Raw genomic sequence first — 17,159 nt, forward strand, 5'->3', positions numbered from 1 at the left:
CTTCACGGTGTTGATGGTATCGGTGACCGTGAGGGTCGTGGTGGCACTGGTGTTCAGGTTCTCGAAGTTGTGGTTGCCCGCATTCGTCACGCTGATGGTCTGGGTTTCGCCATCCTTGAACACGTCATCGCTCTGCGCCACGAACGGTGCGGTGGTCGCGGTGGTGGCGTCCTTGGCGAAGGTCAGGGTCTGGCCGTTGCTCAAGGTAACGGTGAAGGCCTGGCCCGCTGGGTGGCTCAGCGTACCGGTGATGGTTGTGGCGTTGCCTTCCTGCACGGCATTGCCGGTTAGGGTCAGCGTCACAGCATCGCCGCCATTAGGCGTGCCGGGAGTGCCAGGGTTGCCTGGAGTACCCGGCTCATCGGTGATCTGCAGGGTGACCGGGTCGCCTTTGACCAGATTCTCGAAGACCTGTTTGCCCGTGCCTTGCTCGGTGATCCCGGAGATGGCGATGCTCGGAGTACTGCTGCCGACATAGATGTTGTCCGCCAGGACGCCCGACTGCGAGCCACTGATCTGGCCCGCAGGGATGTTGATCACCTCGCCGTTGCTCAGCGCGATGGACAAACCACCGTGCTGACTCAGGTCGGCACCGGCCGGGCCGGCCAGGGTGATGGTGTAGGTCACCGCCTGGCCTTCCACGGCCGGGTTCGGCGAGATGCTCAGCTCGGCCTTCACGGTGTTGATGGTATCGGTGACCGTGAGGGTCGTGGTGGCACTGGTGTTAAGGTTCTCGAAGTTGTGGTTGCCCGCATTCGTCACGCTGATGGTCTGGGTTTCGCCATCCTTGAACACGTCATCGCTCTGCGCCACGAACGGTGCGGTGGTCGCGGTGGTGGCGTCCTTGGCGAAGGTCAGGGTCTGGCCGTTGCTCAAGGTAACGGTGAAGGCTTGGCCGGCCGGGTGGCTTAGAGTACCGGTTATGGTGGTCTGCCCCCCTTCCTGCACCGCGTTGCCGCTCAGGGTCAGCGTCACTTCATCGCCGCCATTCGGCGTGCCCGGGGTGCCAGGGTTGCCTGGCGTGCCTGGCTCATCGGTAATCTGCAGGGTCACCGGATCGCCTTTGACCAGATTCTCGAAGACCTGTTTGCCGGTGCCTTGCTCGGTGATGCCGTTGATGGCGATGATCGGAGCACTACTGCCGACATAGACGTCGTTCGCCAGGTTAGCGGTTTGCGAAGCGCTGATCTGGCCCGCAGGGATGTTGATCACCTCGCCGTTGCTCAGAGTGATGGACAGACCACCGTGTTGAGTCAAATCGGCACCGGCCGGGCCGGTCAGGGTGATGGTGTAGGTCACCGCCTGCCCTTCCACCGCTGGGTTAGGCGAAAGGCTCAGCTCGGCCCTCACGGCATCGATGGTATCGGTCACAGTGAGGGTAGAAGTTGCACCGGTATTGAGGCTACCAAAGCCATGATCGCCGGCATTGGTGACGGTGATGTTCTGGATTTCACCGTCCCGGAACACATCATCGCTCTGTGCAGTGAACTCACCGGTCGTTGCGACCGTTTCACCGGCTTTGAACGACAAGGTCTGGCCATTGCTCAGGGTCACCGTGAAATCCTTGCCTGCCGGCTGGCTCAGGGTACCGGTAATACTGGTCAGGCCCCCTTCCTGCACATTGGTGCTGCTCAGGGTCAGCGTGGCCGCAGTGGGCTGAGGCTCGGGCTGTACCTCAGGTACCTGCTGTACCGGTGTCGAATTGCCGACGAATTCCCGAGTCGGTTCAACAGCAACGCCTAGTGGCCCGGTGGGGAAACCAATGGTGGGGGCAACCGACCCGCCCACTGCGTCAAGCATCACAAACGAGTGGCCGCCCCCGATGCCACCAGGGTTCGCACCTGCCCCCGTTGGGCCTGCTGCGGTCGCTTCGAGCGCGGTTGTCGGGTCAGCACCGGCGGCGATGGCTTGTTGCAGCTCATCGACGGAGGGTGCGGCCTGCGCAGTAGCTGCGCTCAGGTCGGCCACGCTATCTGGGGCATCGGCGCTCCACTGGGTATCGCGCCCCAGATCGAGGATGCGTCCATCGGCCAGTTCCAGGCTCACCGCGCCACCGGGGCCGGTCTGGATCTGTTCACCTGCGAACACTCGATCCCCTTCCACAAGCACACGCTGGGTGCCCTCTGGGGAAATCGCGATTACCTGGCCAACAATACTTTTGACTATGGCGATGCTCAAGGCGGCTCTCCCGGGTAACGTGTGCGATTGGCTTCCATGTTCAGCCATGCTTCGAGTCTTTTCGGCTGGCTACAAGGATGTTTATTTTTATTGGCGTTTGTTTTTTTGGCGTCAACTATCAGTCTTTTAAATTCAACTCTTATATAACACCACTATCGATCCCACTTACTTAATAATATGCAACAAAACAAATAATGGCCTAATGACATTTTGGTATTAATGGCTACATTTTTTGCTTCTACCTGCACCTTTCAAGCGCGGTGCTCGAAATCCGGGAAATTGGGAGTGGCCGCAAAAATGCGAGTGTTACTCGTTTCCTTTATTCCGGTTGGCCTTACCCGTTCGGTGACTGTGCAAAGCCTGCCCCAGGTGTCAGGTTTTGAAACAGGCCAAACCCGTTCAGGCCAGCCGATCGCCTGAACTCGCGAGGCGTTCAGCATTGGCCCGTTGTTTTTCAGAGCCATTGCGGCTCGGCCATCTGCGTAAGTTATTCAAGCATCATGACGCGACAAGATATTGGCTTGTTCCGAGTGCAAAATATTGGCGCAGGTAAAATTGCACCCGATCTTCAAAACCCATCAACAATCCGACGGGAATCGACACGTGCAGTTATCGTAAATGGGTCAACGGTAGATCACCCGAATAGACTCAATCGTCTACAGACCAGTTACCGGACAATGACTTTATGCGGGTTGGAGTGGAGGCAAATTTGTCAGGCTATTACAATCAGACGCGAAAGGTCCGTAAACGTGAACGAGCGGTAAGGTTATCGGCCTGAACCCATTCTCCGATTGGAACGCTGGCCGAGCACCGAGCGCGCAACTCGATTCACCCTGCTCGTCCATCAACCTCGCGAGGGAGGCCAAGGCTTGCTCCCGGGTGAAGGAGCAGGCCCAAGAAACAAAAAAGCCCTGAATAATCAGGGCTTTAATGAGGAATGATGGCGGAAGCGTAGAGATTCGAACTCTAGGATAGTTGCCCATCGACGGTTTTCAAGACCGTTGCCTTAAACCACTCGGCCACGCTTCCAGCTCGTTTTGCGGCCGCCATAATACCGTAATGAAACAAGCTGTCAAACTCTCTGTGTCGCGGGTTGCGGGAGCTCTGGTAGACTCCTAGCATCTGAACGTCTGAAAACCACAGGTTTACCAAGGAGTGTCGCCATGCGCGAACAGGATTACGCCGTACACCACGGCCAGCAGGTCGAGCAGCAGGAGATCAGCAAGGTCCTGCGCAACACGTACAGCCTGCTGGCGCTCACCCTCGCCTTCAGCGGTGTCATGGCCTTCGTGGCCCAGCAGATGCGCGTCGGCTACCCGAACGTGTTCGTGGTGCTGATCGGCTTCTACGGGCTGTTCTTCCTCACCAACAAGCTTCGTGATTCGGCCTGGGGACTGGTGTCCACCTTTGCCCTCACCGGTTTCATGGGCTTCATCCTCGGCCCTATCCTCAACCGCTACCTGGGCATGGCCGGTGGCGCCGAGGTGGTCAGCTCGGCATTTGCCATGACTGCTCTGGTCTTCGGTGGCCTGTCGGCTTATGTGCTGATCACTCGCAAGGACATGAGCTTCCTCAGCGGCTTCATCACTGCGGGCTTCTTTGTCCTGCTGGGCGCTGTCGTGGCCAGCTTCTTCTTCCAGATCAGCGGCCTGCAACTGGCGATCAGCGCTGGCTTCGTGCTGTTCTCCTCGGTCTGCATCCTGTTCCAGACCAGCGCGATCATTCATGGTGGCGAGCGTAACTACATCATGGCTACCATCAGCCTGTATGTGTCGATCTACAACCTGTTTGTCAGCCTGCTGCAGCTGTTTGGCATCATGGGTCGTGATGACTGATTGAATGCTGCAATAGAAAGCCCGCTTCGGCGGGCTTTTTTGTGGGCGCCAAACCCATCGATCTAGCTGGAGCCTTGTGGGAGCGGGCGAGCCCGCGAACACCGGCGAAGCCGGTGCCATACACCGCGTCGCATTCTTCGCGGGCACGCCCGCTCCCACAGGTCGATTCCTAGAAAAAGCGCACAATAACTGACCACAAAGTCAGGTAAGTAGGCAAATGGTCGTCGATCATGCCGCCATCGTGCTTTTCTCTACCCCAATTCGCCATCACCCCGTAGAATGCGCTCCTTTTTTCTCCGGGGCAGCTTTTCGCAATGAGCTCACACGAACACAGCCCAGGCGCAGCGGCGCCTGCCAATGAACTGGTGCTTGGTCTGGAGGACAAGCCACGGCTGTTGATCGGCCTGTTGGCAGCACTGCAGCACCTGTTGGCGATCATCGTGCCGATCGTCACCCCTGGCCTGCTGATTTGCCAGGCGCTGGGTGTTTCGGCACGGGATACCAACCTGATCGTCTCCATGTCGCTGGTCATTTCTGGTATTGCCACCTTCGTCCAGTGCAAACGCTTCGGACCGTTCGGTGCCGGGCTGCTGATAGTCCAGGGCACCAGCTTCAACTTCGTCGGCCCGCTGATTGCCGGCGGGGCGCTAATGGTCAAGCAAGGTACGCCGGTAGAAGGCGTGATGGCGGCCATCTTTGGCGTGGTAATCGCCGGCTCGTTCGTCGAGATGGGCGTGTCGCGCATCCTGCCCTTCGTCAAACGCCTGATTACCCCGCTGGTAACTGGCATCGTGGTGCTGATGATCGGCCTGACCCTTATCAAGGTCGGCCTGATCAGTATGGGTGGTGGTTTCGGCGCCATGGCCAATGGCACCTTCGCCAATGGCGAGAACCTGCTGCTGTCGGGCGTGGTGCTGGCGATCATCGTCATCCTCAACCGCATCCCGGTGGTGTGGATGCGCAGCTGCGCCATCGTTATCGCCCTGGCGGTCGGCTATGCGCTGGCCGGCTACCTGGGCCGCCTGGATTTCACCGGCATGCATGAAGCCGCGCTGTTCCAGGTGCCGACGCCGCTGCATTTCGGCCTGGGCTTTTCCTGGGCACTGTTCATCCCGATGCTGGTGATCTACCTGGTAACTTCGCTGGAAGCCATCGGTGACGTTACTGCCACCAGCAAAGTGTCGCGCCAGCCGGTCGAGGGGCCTGTGTGGATGCAGCGGATCAAGGGCGGTGTGTTGGTCAATGGGGCCAACTCGCTGCTGGCCGGTTTGTTCAACACCTTCCCAAGCTCGATCTTTGCCCAGAACAATGGCGTAATTCAGCTGACCGGGATCGCCAGCCGCCATATCGGAATGTGGATTGCCGTGATGCTGGTGCTGCTGGGGCTGTTCCCGAGCGTTGCCGGGGTGATTCAGGCGGTGCCGGAGCCGGTACTGGGTGGTGCGGCCATGGTCATGTTCGGAGCGGTTGCAGCTTCGGGGATCAATATCCTGGCCAGCACTCGCCTGGACCGTCGTGCCCTGCTGATCATCGCTGTGTCCCTGGCCTTGGGCCTGGGCGTGGCGCAGGTGCCGGAGTTCCTGGCGCATATGCCGGCGGCGATTCGCAATGTGCTGGAGTCGGGCGTGGCTACTGGAGGAATCTGTGCCTTGGTGTTGAACTGGTTCCTGCCGGAGAGCAAGGAACAGGCTTGAGCCTGGAGACAGATGCTTTACAGAAAGCCCGCCCCGCCATGCACAAGCGGGCGCGGGCTTTTTTGCTTTATCATGGCACCATTCCTTTTGCATGAGTTACCCATGAAATTCGCTATCGCGGTGTTCTCCCCGGCCCATGCGCCCTCCTCGCGGCGCGCCCTGCGCTACGCCGAGGCGGTACTGGCCGGCGGGCATGAGATTGCCCGGCTGTTCTTCTATCAGGACGGGGTACACAGTGCCTCGGCCAACGTGGTCGCCCCCCAGGACGAGCTGGATGTTGCCGGCCAATGGCGCGCCTTCATTGCAGCCAACCAGCTGGACGCAGTGGTGTGCATCGCTGCCGCCCTGCGCCGCGGCGTGCTCGACGAGGCCGAGGCCAACCGCTATCAGCGCCCGGCAGTGAACCTGCCCAAGCCTTGGGAACTGTCGGGGCTTGGCCAGTTGCATGAGGCGGCGCAGGTTGCCGATCGCCTTGTCTGCTTTGGAGGCGACTGAAATGACCAAATCCTTGTTGATCATCAGCCGCCAGGCACCCTGGAACGGCCCATCGGCCCGTGAAGCACTGGACATCGCCCTGGCGGGCGGCGCGTTCGATCTGCCGCTGGGCATGCTGTTCCTCGACGACGGGGTGTTTCAGCTCGCTGCGGACCAACAGCCCGCCGCCGTGCAACAGAAGAATCTGGCCGCCAACTTGCAGGCGCTACCAATGTTCGGCGTCGAGGAACTGTTCGCCTGCAGCCACAGCCTCACTCGCCGCGGCCTGGCAGCCGACAACCTGGCGCTGCCAGTGCAAGTGCTGGACGACGCGGCCCTGGCCGCACTGATCGCCCGTTTCGACCAGGTGGTAACGCTCTGATGACAACCCTGCATGTAATTGCCCACTCCCCATTTGGCGACGAGCGCCTGGCTAGCTGCCTGCGCTTGCTTGGTACCGACGACGCCCTGCTGCTGTGCGGCGATGCGGTGTATGCCCTGCGCAGCGGCAGCGAACCGCACCGCCAGCTGCAAGCCGCCGGCTTGGCACAGCGCCTGTTCGCGCTGGACGAAGACGTGCAGGCCCGCGCCGTCGGCAACGAACTGGCCAAGGCCGTGGACTACTCCGGGTTCGTCGAACTGTCGCTGCTTTACGACAAGGTCAACAGCTGGCTATGAATACCCTCAACGTTGGCGATCAGGCGATCGCCCTGGACAAGGATGGCTTCCTGGTCGATCTGCAAGACTGGTCGCATGCCGCCGCCGAGGCTTTGGCCGAGCGCGAGGGCATCCCGCTGACGGCGGACCACTGGGAAATCCTCGAACTGCTGCGCCAGTTCTACCAGGAATACCAGCTGTCCCCGGCCACGCGCCCGCTGATCAAGTACACGGCCCTCAAACTGGGGCCTGACAAGGGCAACAGCCCGCACCTCAACCGCCTGTTCAACGGCACTCCCGCCAAACTGGCCGCCAAGCTGGCAGGCCTGCCCAAGCCGACCAACTGCATATGACAGAACCTCGCCCGCTTACCCTGGAAACCCCAGCCGAACACCCATTCGCCGAGTTCGTGCGCATTCTTGGCAAAGGCAAGCGCGGCGCGCGTGGCCTGACCCGTGAAGAAGCCCGTACGGCCATGACCCTGCTGCTGGAAGGCAAAGTCGAAGATGCCCAGCTCGGTGCCTTTCTCATGCTGCTGCGGCACAAGGAAGAAAGCGCCGAAGAACTGGCCGGCTTCACCGAGGCCGTGCGCGCCCACTTGCAGGCGCCGCGCATCGCCGTTGACCTGGACTGGCCCACCTACGCCGGCAAGAAGCGCCACCTGCCGTGGTACCTGCTGGCTGCCAAATGCCTGGCCAACAATGGCGTGCGCACCTTGATGCACGGTGGCGGTGCACACACTGCCGGGCGCATGTACACCGAGCAGCTTCTGTCCTTGCTGGAAATTCCGCTATGCCGTGATTGGGCTGCGGTCAGCCGCGCCCTGGACGAGCAGCGCCTGGCCTTCTTCCCGCTGCAGGACTGGGCACCCCAGTTGCAGCGCATGATCGACCTGCGCAATACCCTGGGCCTGCGTTCGCCCATCCATTCGCTGGCCCGGGTACTCAACCCGCTGGCTGCGCGCTGTGGTCTGCAAAGCATCTTCCACCCCGGTTACCAGGCGGTGCACCGCGAGGCCAGCCGCCTGCTGGGCGACCATGCCGTTGTAATCAAGGGTGATGGCGGCGAGATCGAGGTCAACCCCGATGTAATCAGCCATCTGTACGGCACCACCGCCGGCGAAGCCTGGGACGAGGAATGGCCAGCGCTGAGCGAACGCCGCCACGTGAAACCGCCAAGCCTGGAGCCGCAGCAATTGCTGGCGGTCTGGCGCGGCGAGGCCGAGGACAGCTACGGTGAAATGGCTGTGGTCGCGACCATCGCCCTGGCCCTGCGCGGCTTGGGCCAGGACCGCGAGCAGGCTTTCGCCACGGCACGTGGTTACTGGGGTGCACGCAACCAATCGAATAAATAGATAGCAAGAGCGCAGTCTTTGCGCTAGTTATTCGAACGTTTTTCCCTAGACTGGGCTCCAACGACAAACAACTTTGTTCCGAGGAGCTCACCATGGGCCTTTTGATCGACGGCCGCTGGCATGACCAGTGGTATGAAAACGGCAAGGACGGCACGTTCAAACGCGAGAATGCCCAACGCCGCAATCAGCTGCCTGCTCCCGAAGCTGGCCGTTACCACCTGTACGTCTCGCTGGCCTGCCCATGGGCGCACCGTACCCTGATCTTCCGCGCCCTCAAGGGCCTGGAACCGTTGATCGACGTGTCGGTGGTCAGCTGGCTGATGCAAGACCATGGCTGGACTTTCGACCAACAGCAAGGCTCCAGCGGCGACCACCTCGACGCGCTGCAGTACCTGCATCAGCGCTATACCCAGGATGACCCTCACTACACCGGTCGTGTAACCGTACCAGTGCTGTGGGACAAGAAAGAGAAACGCATCGTCAACAACGAGTCGTCGGAGATCATCCGCATCTTCAACAGTGCGTTCAACGAACTGACCGGCAACACGCTGGACCTGTACCCTGAGCCGCTGCGCCCGACCATCGAAGCGCTGAACGGGCGCATCTATCCGGCGGTGAACAACGGCGTGTATCGCGCAGGCTTTGCCACTACGCAGGACGCCTACGAGGCTGCGTTTGACGAAGTGTTCAACGAACTGGACTACCTGGAAGACCTGCTGAGCCGCAATCGCTACCTGGCCGGGGAATACCTGACCGAGGCCGATGTGCGCCTGTTCACCACCCTGGTGCGCTTCGATGCGGTGTACCACGGGCACTTCAAGTGCAACCTGCGCCGCCTGAGCGATTATCACAACCTGTCGAACTGGCTGCGTGAGCTGTACCAGTGGCCGGGGGTGGCGGGCACAGTGGACATGGAGCATATCCAGAAGCACTACTACATGAGCCACAAGACCATCAACCCGAACGGGATCGTGCCTAAAGGGCCTTTGCAGGACTTTGGCCTGGCACATGATCGGGAGCGGTTGGCGGGCAAGGGGATTTGGCAGGTTTGAGATTGCAGGGCTGCTTTGCAGCCCATTCGCAGCACAAGGCTGCTCCTACAGGAGATCGCGGTTTCCCGTAGGAGCAGCCTTGTGCTGCGAATGGGCCGCAACGCGGCCCCAACGATTTCAGCTGTTCTGCGAACCTTCGAACCACGCCAGCTTGTCACGCAACTGCACCACTTCCCCGACAATCACCAAGGTCGGCGCGTGCACTTCATGCTGGGCCACCAGCTCCGGCAAGTCGGCCAGGGTACCGGTAAACACGCGCTGATTACGCGTCGTCCCCTGTTGCACCAACGCCGCCGGGGTACTGGCTGCGCGGCCGTGGCGAATCAGCTCGGCACAGATGGTCGGCAACCCCACCAAACCCATGTAGAACACCAAGGTCTGTGCCGGCGCCACCAGGTCATCCCAGGGCAGGTTGCTGGTACCATCCTTCAGGTGCCCGGTCACGAAGCGGACCGACTGGGCATAGTCACGGTGCGTCAGCGGAATCCCACCATAGGCGGAACAGCCACTGGCCGCAGTAATGCCCGGCACCACCTGGAACGGGATGCCATGCTCGGCCAGCTCTTCGATCTCTTCGCCGCCCCGGCCGAAGATGAACGGGTCGCCGCCTTTCAGGCGCAACACACGCTTGCCCTGCCGAGCCAGATCGACCAGCAGGCGGTTGATCTGGTCCTGAGGCACTGCATGGTCGGCGCGACGCTTGCCCACGTAGATACGCTCGGCATCGCGACGACACATCTCGATGATCGCCGGTGCCACCAGGCGGTCGTACAGCACCACGTCGGCCTGCTGCATCAGGCGCAAGGCACGGAAGGTCAGCAAGTCCGGATCGCCCGGGCCCGCACCCACCAGGTACACCTCACCACCCTGCTGCACCGGTGCACCGTCGACCATAGCCTGCAACAGGCGCTCGGCCTCGGCGCCCTGCCCGGCCAGCTGGCGCTCGGCAATCGGCCCCTGGAACACGGTTTCCCAGAAGCCACGGCGCTGATTGACGTCCGGGTACAAGCCCTTGACCTTGTCGCGAAAGCGCGCTGCCAGGCCAGCCAGCTCGCCGTAGGCGGACGGGATCCAGGCCTCCAGCTTGGCGCGAATCAAGCGCGCCAGCACCGGTGCATCACCGCCACTGGACACCGCAACCACCAACGGCGAACGGTCGACGATTGCCGGGAAGATCACCGTGCACAGCGCCGGCGCATCCACCACGTTCACCGGCAGGCTAAGGGCCTGCGCATCCGCCGACACCTGGGCATTGAGCCCAGGGTCGTCAGTGGCGGCGATCACCAGACGACAACCGACCAGGTCGGCAGCCTGATAGCCGCGCACCAGCACCTCGCCGCCACCTTCCCGGGCCAGCGCGGCCAACTGGCCGTCGACATCCGGGGCCACCACGCGCAGCGCGGCGCCGGCATCGGCCAGCAGGCGCGCCTTGCGCAAGGCAATCTCACCGCCGCCAACGACCAGCACGCGGCCGCCCTGCAGCTTGTGGAACAGCGGCAGGTAATCCATTTAGCGGATAACCTCGACGCCGCCCATGTAAGGCTTCAGCACTTCTGGCACACGAATAGAACCGTCGGCCTGCTGGTAGTTTTCCAGCACCGCAACCAGGGTACGGCCTACGGCCAGGCCGGAGCCGTTGAGGGTGTGCACCAGCTCTGGCTTGCCGGTTTCCGGGTTGCGCCAGCGGGCCTGCATGCGACGCGCCTGGAAGTCGCCGCAGTTGGAGCACGAGCTGATTTCGCGATATTTGTCCTGGCTTGGCACCCACACTTCCAGGTCGTAGGTCTTCACGGCACCAAAGCCCATGTCGCCGGTGCACAGGGCCAGCACGCGGTACGGCAGCTCCAGCAGCTGCAGCACGCGTTCGGCGTTGGCAGTCAGGCCTTCCAGGGCTTCCATCGACTTGGACGGCTCGACTACCTGCACCATCTCGACCTTGTCGAACTGGTGCTGGCGGATCATGCCGCGGGTGTCACGCCCGGAAGCACCGGCTTCGCTGCGGAAGCACGGGGTATGGGCAACCAGCTTCAGAGGCAACTGTTTGGCGTCGAGGATTTCACCGGCCACCAGGTTGGTCAGCGACACTTCGGCGGTCGGGATCAGGTAGAAGTCGGCCTCGCCTTCGCGGCTGATCTTGAACAGGTCTTCCTCGAACTTCGGCAGCTGGCCGGTGCCCTGCAGGGCCGGGGCCTGCACCAGGTACGGGGTGTAGTGTTCCTCGTAGCCGTGCTCGCCGGTGTGCAGGTTGATCATGAATTGCGCCAGGGCTCGGTGCAGGCGGGCGATCGGGCCACGCAGCACGGCAAAGCGCGCGCCAGACAGTTTGGCGGCAGCTTCGAAGTCCAGGCCACCGCTGACTTCGCCGAGGGCGACATGGTCCTTGATTTCGAAGTCGAAGGCCTTCGGTGTGCCCCAACGGCGCACTTCGACGTTGTCGTCTTCGCTGGCGCCGACCGGTACGCTGGCGTCCGGCAGGTTGGGGATGGTCAGCAGGATGCCATCCAGTTCGGCCTGGATGCCGTCCAGTTCGGCCTTGCCGGCAGCCAGTTCATTGGCCATGCGCTCAACGTCGGCCATCAGCGGCGCAATGTCCTCGCCCTTGGCCTTGGCCTGGCCGATGGACTTGGAGCGGGCGTTACGCTCGGCCTGCAGCTGCTCGGTGCGGGTTTGCACCGCCTTGCGGCGCTCTTCCAGTGATTCGATGCGCGCGACATCCAGGCTGAAGCCACGGGAGGCCAGGCGATCCGCCACTTCCTGAAGTTGGCCGCGTAACAGTTTGGAATCGAGCATATCGTTCTCTCGTTATGTGTAGGTGTTGGTTCAGAATCGGGTCAGGCACAGGCCGGCCCAGGTCGCGAGCAGCCCGCCCACCACGCTGATACCGGTGTAGCCCAAAGCCAGAGGCACTTGCCCGCTTTCCAGCAGGCGTACGGTATCCAGCGAAAAGGAGGAAAAGGTCGTCAGGCCACCGAGGAAGCCGACGATCAGCCCGGCGCGCAGTTCGACCGGCACGACCGGCTTGTGCAGGAACAGGCCATAGAGCAGGCCGATCAGCAGGCAGCCAACCAGGTTGACCGCCAGCGTACCGAGATAGAAGTGCCGTGGCCAGTGGGCAGCCACCCAATTGGTGGTAGCGAAGCGCAACAAGGTACCGGCAATACCACCCGCGCTGACGGCGGCAATCAGTGCAATCACGGTTTTCTCCGCTGGCGGGGGCTGTTGCGGTCAAGGTCGGCCAGGTGGCGCAGCTTCTCGCCAATCTTCAGTTCCAGGCCACGGGGCACCGGCTGGTAGTACTGGCGCGGCTCGAGCTCGTCGGGGAAGTAGTCTTCGCCGGCGGCATAGGCGTCGGGCTCGTCATGGGCATAGCGGTACTCGTCGCCATAGCCCAGCTGCTTCATCAGCTTGGTCGGCGCGTTACGCAAGTGCAGTGGCACTTCCAGCGAGCCGTGCTCGGCAGCCTCGCGCAGGGCGGTCTTGAAGCCCATGTACACCGCATTGCTCTTCGGCGCACAGGCGAGGTAGGTGATGGCCTGGGCAACCGCCAGCTCGCCCTCGGGGCTGCCCAGGCGCTCTTGCACATCCCAGGCCGCCAGGCACAGGCTGAGCGCGCGCGGGTCGGCGTTGCCGATGTCTTCGCTGGCCATGCGCACCACGCGGCGGGCGATGTACAGCGGGTCGCAGCCGCCGTCGAGCATGCGCGCGAACCAGTACAGGGCGCCATCGGGGTTGGAGCCGCGTACCGACTTGTGCAGCGCGGAAATCTGGTCGTAGAACGCCTCGCCCCCCTTGTCGAAGCGGCGGCGGCTGTCACCGAGCAGGCTCTGCAACATCTCGACGTCGATCTCGCTGCCGTCTTCAGCCAGGTCCGAGGCGTTTTCCAGGAAGTTGAGCATGCGCCGGCCATCGCCGTCGGCGGCGGCCATCAACATCTTGAAGGCGTCATCGCCAACCCGCAGGTTGCGCTTGCCCAGGCCGCGCTCTTCAGTCAGCGCGCGGTTTACCAGTTTGCGCAGCGCCGCCTCGTCCAGGCTCTTGAGCACATACACCCGTGCCCGCGACAGCAGCGCATTGTTCAGCTCGAACGACGGGTTTTCGGTGGTGGCGCCAATGAACAGCAAGGTGCCGTCTTCGACATAGGGCAGGAAGGCATCCTGCTGCGACTTGTTGAAGCGATGCACTTCGTCGACGAACAGGATGGTACGGCGGCCATACTGGCCAGCCTGCTGCTTGGCCACCTCGACCGCCTGGCGAATCTCCTTCACACCAGCCAGCACCGCCGACACCGTTTCGAAGTGCGCATCGCAGAACTGCGCCAGCAGCCGCGCGAGGGTGGTCTTGCCCACCCCCGGCGGCCCCCAGAAGATCATCGAGTGCAGCGCACCCTGCTCCAGCGCCTCGCGCAGCGGCTTGCCGCGCGCCAGCAGGTGCTCCTGGCCGACGTACTCGTCCAGGTTGGACGGGCGCAGGCGGGCGGCCAGGGGCTGGGCGACGGGTTCGCTTCGAAACAGGTCCATGGCGAGCTCTGGTTACTCCTTGATGACGTCCGCGCCTTTGGGGATGTCGAACTTGAACTTGCTGTCCGGCACCGCCTGGTTGGCTTTCACGCCATTGAACAGGATGTTGGTGCGCTGGCCGACGCTGTCGATCAGCTGCATGTCGTTGATCAGGCCCTTGCGGAACGACACGCGCAGCGAGTCGAACAAGGTGTCCTTGGTCTTCGGCTTGAGGGTGAAGTCCATCACTTCGCCCTGCTCCTTCGAGCTGATGTCGAAGCTCTGGCTGATCTTCGACACGTCACCGGACAGCAGCAGCGCCGGGGTCTGGTTCAGGCGCTGGTCGAGCTTCTTGATGGTGGCCTGCTCCAAGTCCGGGTCCCACAGGGTGACGTTCTTGCCGTCGGATACCACTACCTGCTCCTGCGGCGCATCGGTGTGCCAATAGAACAGGCCCGGGCGCTTGACGGTCATCTTGCCGGATGTTTCCTGCAGGCTGGTGCCGCCGGCGTCCAGGGTCAGCTGGGAAAAGTTGGCCTCGATGGTCTGCGACTTTTCCAGCAATTGGGTCAGGCGTTGTACGTCTTGCTCACCGGCATGAGCCGATAGGGTGGCCGACACAGAAGCCGCGGCCAGGGCAGAAACCAACAGCATGCGAATCGCGCGCATGGGAGTCCTCATCGAGCATTGAAAAGGCCGGGCGCCACCGTTGGCGCCCGGCAGGGTGTTCGTCAGTCGCGCGGGCCGCCCGGGGCAATCACTTCCCGCGAGCCGTTGCTGTTCATGGGGGTGACCACGCCGGCCATTTCCATGGCTTCGATCATGCGGGCGGCGCGGTTGTAGCCGATCTTCAGTTTGCGCTGCACGGCCGAGATGGACGCACGGCGGCTTTCCAGCACGAACTGCACGGCCTCGTCATACAGGGCGTCGCTTTCCGAATCTTCGCCATCGCCACCACCGCCGCCGCCTTCGAAGCCGCTGCCGGCCTCCTCGACGCCGTTGAGGATGTCGTCGTTGTAGTCCGGGGCGCCGCGCAGCTTCCACGCTTCCACCACGCGGTGCACCTCGTCGTCGGAGACGAACGCGCCGTGCACACGAATCGGCAGGCTGGTGCCCGGCGGCATGTACAGCATGTCACCGTGGCCCAGCAACTGCTCGGCACCACCCTGGTCGATGATGGTCCGCGAGTCGATCTTGCTCGAGACCTGGAACGCCATGCGGGTCGGGATGTTGGCCTTGATCAGGCCGGTAATCACGTCCACCGACGGGCGCTGGGTAGCGAGGATCAGATGGATACCGGCCGCACGTGCCTTCTGGGCGATACGGGCGATCAGCTCTTCGACCTTCTTGCCGACGATCATCATCATGTCGGCAAATTCGTCGACCACCACCACGATGGTAGGCAGGGTTTTCAGTGCAGGCGGCTCGTCATCCATGCTCTCGCGGCGATACAGCGGGTCATGGATGATTTCGCCGGCTTCCTGGGCGTCCTTGACCTTGCGGTTGAAGCCGGCCAGGTTACGCACGCCCATGGCCGCCATCAGCTTGTAGCGCCGCTCCATCTCGGCCACGCTCCAGCGCAGGGCGTTGGCCGCGTCCTTCATGTCGGTAACCACCGGGCACAGCAGGTGCGGGATGCCTTCGTAGATTGACAGTTCGAGCATTTTCGGGTCGATCATGATCAACCGCGCGTCTTCCGGGCTGGACTTGAACAGGATCGACAGGATCATCGCGTTCACGCCCACCGACTTACCGGAACCGGTGGTACCGGCCACCAGCAGGTGCGGCATCTTGGCCAGATCGGTGATCACCGGCTTGCCGCCGATGTCGTGGCCCAGGGCCAGGGTGACCGGCGATTTCTGCTCGTCATACTGCGGTGTGGCCAGCACTTCGGAGAACCGCACCATCTGCCGGTTTTCGTTGGGGATCTCGATACCCACGGTGGTCTTGCCGGGGATGACTTCGACCACACGTACACTGGTCACTGCCAGCGAACGCGCCAGGTCCTTGGCCAGGTTGGCGATGCGGCTGACCTTCACGCCGGCGGCCGGCTGGATTTCGTAACGGGTAATCACCGGGCCTGGGTGGATCGAATCCACCGTCACTTCCACGCCGAATTCCTTGAGTTTGATTTCCAGCAGCTGGCCAACACCGGCCAGGGATTCGGGCGAGTACTCGATCTTCTTCTGTTCGGCCGGGTCGAGGATGGAGATCGATGGCAAGGTGCCTTCCACCGCGCTGTCGACGAACAGCGGCGCCTGCTTCTCCTTCATCACCCGCTTGCTCGGCTCCGGCGCCCTGGCGGGTGTCGGCGGCACGATCATCGGGGCCGCGGCAGGTTGCTCGCGGGAGATTATCGGCTCACGTGCTGCCAGCGACTCGCGCGGCACCACAGGCTCGCGTGACAGGGTCGGCTCACGCGGCTCGACTGGCTGGGCAGGTGCCTCTTCACGTTTGAAGATGCGCTCGCGCAGCGCCGGTTTGGCCGGCTCGCGCTTGTCGGCTGCCATCGGTGCGGCCTTGACCACCACCGGCTCGTCCTCGCGCAGTTGCGCCTCCAGGCGCTTGCGCTCGTTGCGTGCTTCCCACCAGCGGTTGGCAGCGCCCTGCACCAGTTCGAACAGGTCGAGGGTGATCTTGCCGGTCAGGTCCATCACCTTGAACCACGACAGGTCGGTGAACACGGTCAGGCCGAACAGGAACAGGGCAATGAACATCAGCGTGCTGCCCTGCACGTTCAGCAGGTTGCGCGCCAGGTCGCCGAGGCTCTCGCCCAGTGCACCACCGGCGGAGAACGGCATGCTCGCAGCCGGGTGGAAATGGATATGCGCCAGCGCCGCACCCGACAGCACCAGGAACACCAGGCCGATCAGCCGCCAGGAGAACAGCCAGCCGCTCCAGTCCCAGGGCTGGTGCCGTTCGCGGAAGATCTGCCAGGTCTTTATCGCCAGCAGCAGCGGGAAGATGTAGGCGAAGTACCCCAGCACCATGAACAGGATGTCGGCGAAGTAGGCGCCGGCACGCCCGGCGGCGTTCTGCACCTGGTCGACGTTGCTGGTGTGGCTGAAGCCCGGGTCCGACGTATCGTAGGTCAGCAGCGCCATCCACAGGTACAGGCACAGAGCGCCGACAGCGATCAACGCACCTTCCTTGAGGCGATAATGCAGCTGCTGCCGCCACAGGGGGACAGGCAAGGGAGCTGGAGTTGCGGTGGATTTCTTCAAAACGCGTCTATTCCTGCGCGTGCTGCGCGTCCAATAGTGATCGGCCGACGGTGCGGCCAATGAACCACTACTTTTAACATTACTGCCCGCCCACTGCCATGACGGCACGCCGTAAGGAGCTTGAGTGGGGGCGACTTTCGTATACCTGCAATTTGAGCACGCATTGTCTTCTGTGACAAAGGCTTATGCTGTGTT

General features: G+C 62.4%; 15 protein-coding genes and 1 tRNA gene. 8 read left to right on the forward strand and 8 right to left on the reverse strand.

Annotation, left to right across the window (positions count from 1 at the left end; genetic code table 11):
- On the reverse strand, positions 1–2,178 hold a 2,178-nt coding region (locus JV551A3_RS20605; protein ID WP_167494838.1), incomplete at its 3' end, for a retention module-containing protein.
- A gap of 941 nt (positions 2,179–3,119) precedes the next feature.
- A tRNA-Ser gene (locus JV551A3_RS20610) sits at positions 3,120–3,207 on the reverse strand.
- Between the two features lie 134 nt (positions 3,208–3,341).
- Here JV551A3_RS20610 and JV551A3_RS20615 point away from each other — a divergent pair.
- The 8 genes from JV551A3_RS20615 to JV551A3_RS20655 all read left to right on the forward strand — a co-directional run bounded on the left by JV551A3_RS20615 (position 3,342) and on the right by JV551A3_RS20655 (position 9,244).
- Positions 3,342–4,013, forward strand: coding sequence for a Bax inhibitor-1/YccA family protein (locus JV551A3_RS20615; RefSeq protein WP_003251184.1), 672 nt, complete (start codon positions 3,342–3,344; stop codon positions 4,011–4,013).
- Positions 4,014–4,327: 314 nt separating this feature from the next.
- Positions 4,328–5,707: a nucleobase:cation symporter-2 family protein gene (locus JV551A3_RS20625; RefSeq protein WP_013973275.1), complete on the forward strand. Its 1,380-nt coding sequence runs from the start codon at positions 4,328–4,330 to the stop codon at positions 5,705–5,707.
- A 102-nt stretch (positions 5,708–5,809) separates the two neighbouring features.
- Positions 5,810–6,202 (forward strand): sulfurtransferase complex subunit TusD, encoded by a 393-nt coding sequence (gene tusD / locus JV551A3_RS20630; protein ID WP_013973276.1) that lies wholly within the window; start codon positions 5,810–5,812, stop codon positions 6,200–6,202.
- Position 6,203: 1 nt separating this feature from the next.
- Positions 6,204–6,563 (forward strand): sulfurtransferase complex subunit TusC, encoded by a 360-nt coding sequence (gene tusC / locus JV551A3_RS20635; RefSeq protein ID WP_133973882.1) that lies wholly within the window; start codon positions 6,204–6,206, stop codon positions 6,561–6,563.
- The gene (gene tusB, locus JV551A3_RS20640; RefSeq protein ID WP_133973884.1) at positions 6,563–6,859 is read left to right on the forward strand and encodes a sulfurtransferase complex subunit TusB; all 297 of its coding nucleotides are present in this window, start codon (positions 6,563–6,565) and stop codon (positions 6,857–6,859) included. The genes tusC and tusB overlap by 1 nt, the downstream gene beginning before the upstream one ends.
- Positions 6,856–7,191 (forward strand): TusE/DsrC/DsvC family sulfur relay protein, encoded by a 336-nt coding sequence (locus JV551A3_RS20645; protein ID WP_112252822.1) that lies wholly within the window; start codon positions 6,856–6,858, stop codon positions 7,189–7,191. Before tusB ends, JV551A3_RS20645 begins: the two co-directional genes overlap by 4 nt.
- Positions 7,188–8,192 carry a glycosyl transferase family protein gene (locus JV551A3_RS20650; RefSeq protein ID WP_133973886.1) on the forward strand — a complete coding sequence of 335 codons (1,005 nt, stop codon included), beginning with the start codon at positions 7,188–7,190 and terminating at the stop codon, positions 8,190–8,192. The genes JV551A3_RS20645 and JV551A3_RS20650 overlap by 4 nt, the downstream gene beginning before the upstream one ends.
- A gap of 92 nt (positions 8,193–8,284) precedes the next feature.
- Positions 8,285–9,244 (forward strand): glutathione S-transferase family protein, encoded by a 960-nt coding sequence (locus JV551A3_RS20655; protein ID WP_133973888.1) that lies wholly within the window; start codon positions 8,285–8,287, stop codon positions 9,242–9,244.
- A 117-nt stretch (positions 9,245–9,361) separates the two neighbouring features.
- Here the strand turns inward: JV551A3_RS20655 and cysG are convergent, their stop codons facing one another.
- From cysG to JV551A3_RS20685, 6 genes are all read right to left on the reverse strand, one after another.
- Positions 9,362–10,753, reverse strand: a complete 1,392-nt coding sequence (cysG, locus tag JV551A3_RS20660) for a siroheme synthase CysG (protein WP_133973890.1) — start codon at positions 10,751–10,753, stop codon at positions 9,362–9,364.
- Positions 10,754–12,034 (reverse strand): serine--tRNA ligase, encoded by a 1,281-nt coding sequence (gene serS / locus JV551A3_RS20665; RefSeq protein WP_085621937.1) that lies wholly within the window; start codon positions 12,032–12,034, stop codon positions 10,754–10,756.
- 30 nt (positions 12,035–12,064) lie between these two features.
- Positions 12,065–12,439: a fluoride efflux transporter CrcB gene (gene crcB / locus JV551A3_RS20670; protein ID WP_085621936.1), complete on the reverse strand. Its 375-nt coding sequence runs from the start codon at positions 12,437–12,439 to the stop codon at positions 12,065–12,067.
- Positions 12,436–13,761 (reverse strand): replication-associated recombination protein A, encoded by a 1,326-nt coding sequence (locus tag JV551A3_RS20675; RefSeq protein WP_028613325.1) that lies wholly within the window; start codon positions 13,759–13,761, stop codon positions 12,436–12,438. The genes crcB and JV551A3_RS20675 overlap by 4 nt, the downstream gene beginning before the upstream one ends.
- A gap of 12 nt (positions 13,762–13,773) precedes the next feature.
- Complete coding sequence (lolA, locus tag JV551A3_RS20680) at positions 13,774–14,409, reverse strand: outer membrane lipoprotein chaperone LolA (RefSeq protein ID WP_133973892.1); 636 nt, start codon at positions 14,407–14,409, stop codon at positions 13,774–13,776.
- 62 nt (positions 14,410–14,471) lie between these two features.
- The gene (locus tag JV551A3_RS20685) at positions 14,472–17,024 is read right to left on the reverse strand and encodes a DNA translocase FtsK (RefSeq protein WP_372239055.1); all 2,553 of its coding nucleotides are present in this window, start codon (positions 17,022–17,024) and stop codon (positions 14,472–14,474) included.
- Between the last annotated feature and the right edge of the window lie 135 nt (positions 17,025–17,159).

The organism is Pseudomonas inefficax (genome assembly GCF_900277125.1).
GTDB lineage: Bacteria > Pseudomonadota > Gammaproteobacteria > Pseudomonadales > Pseudomonadaceae > Aquipseudomonas > Aquipseudomonas inefficax.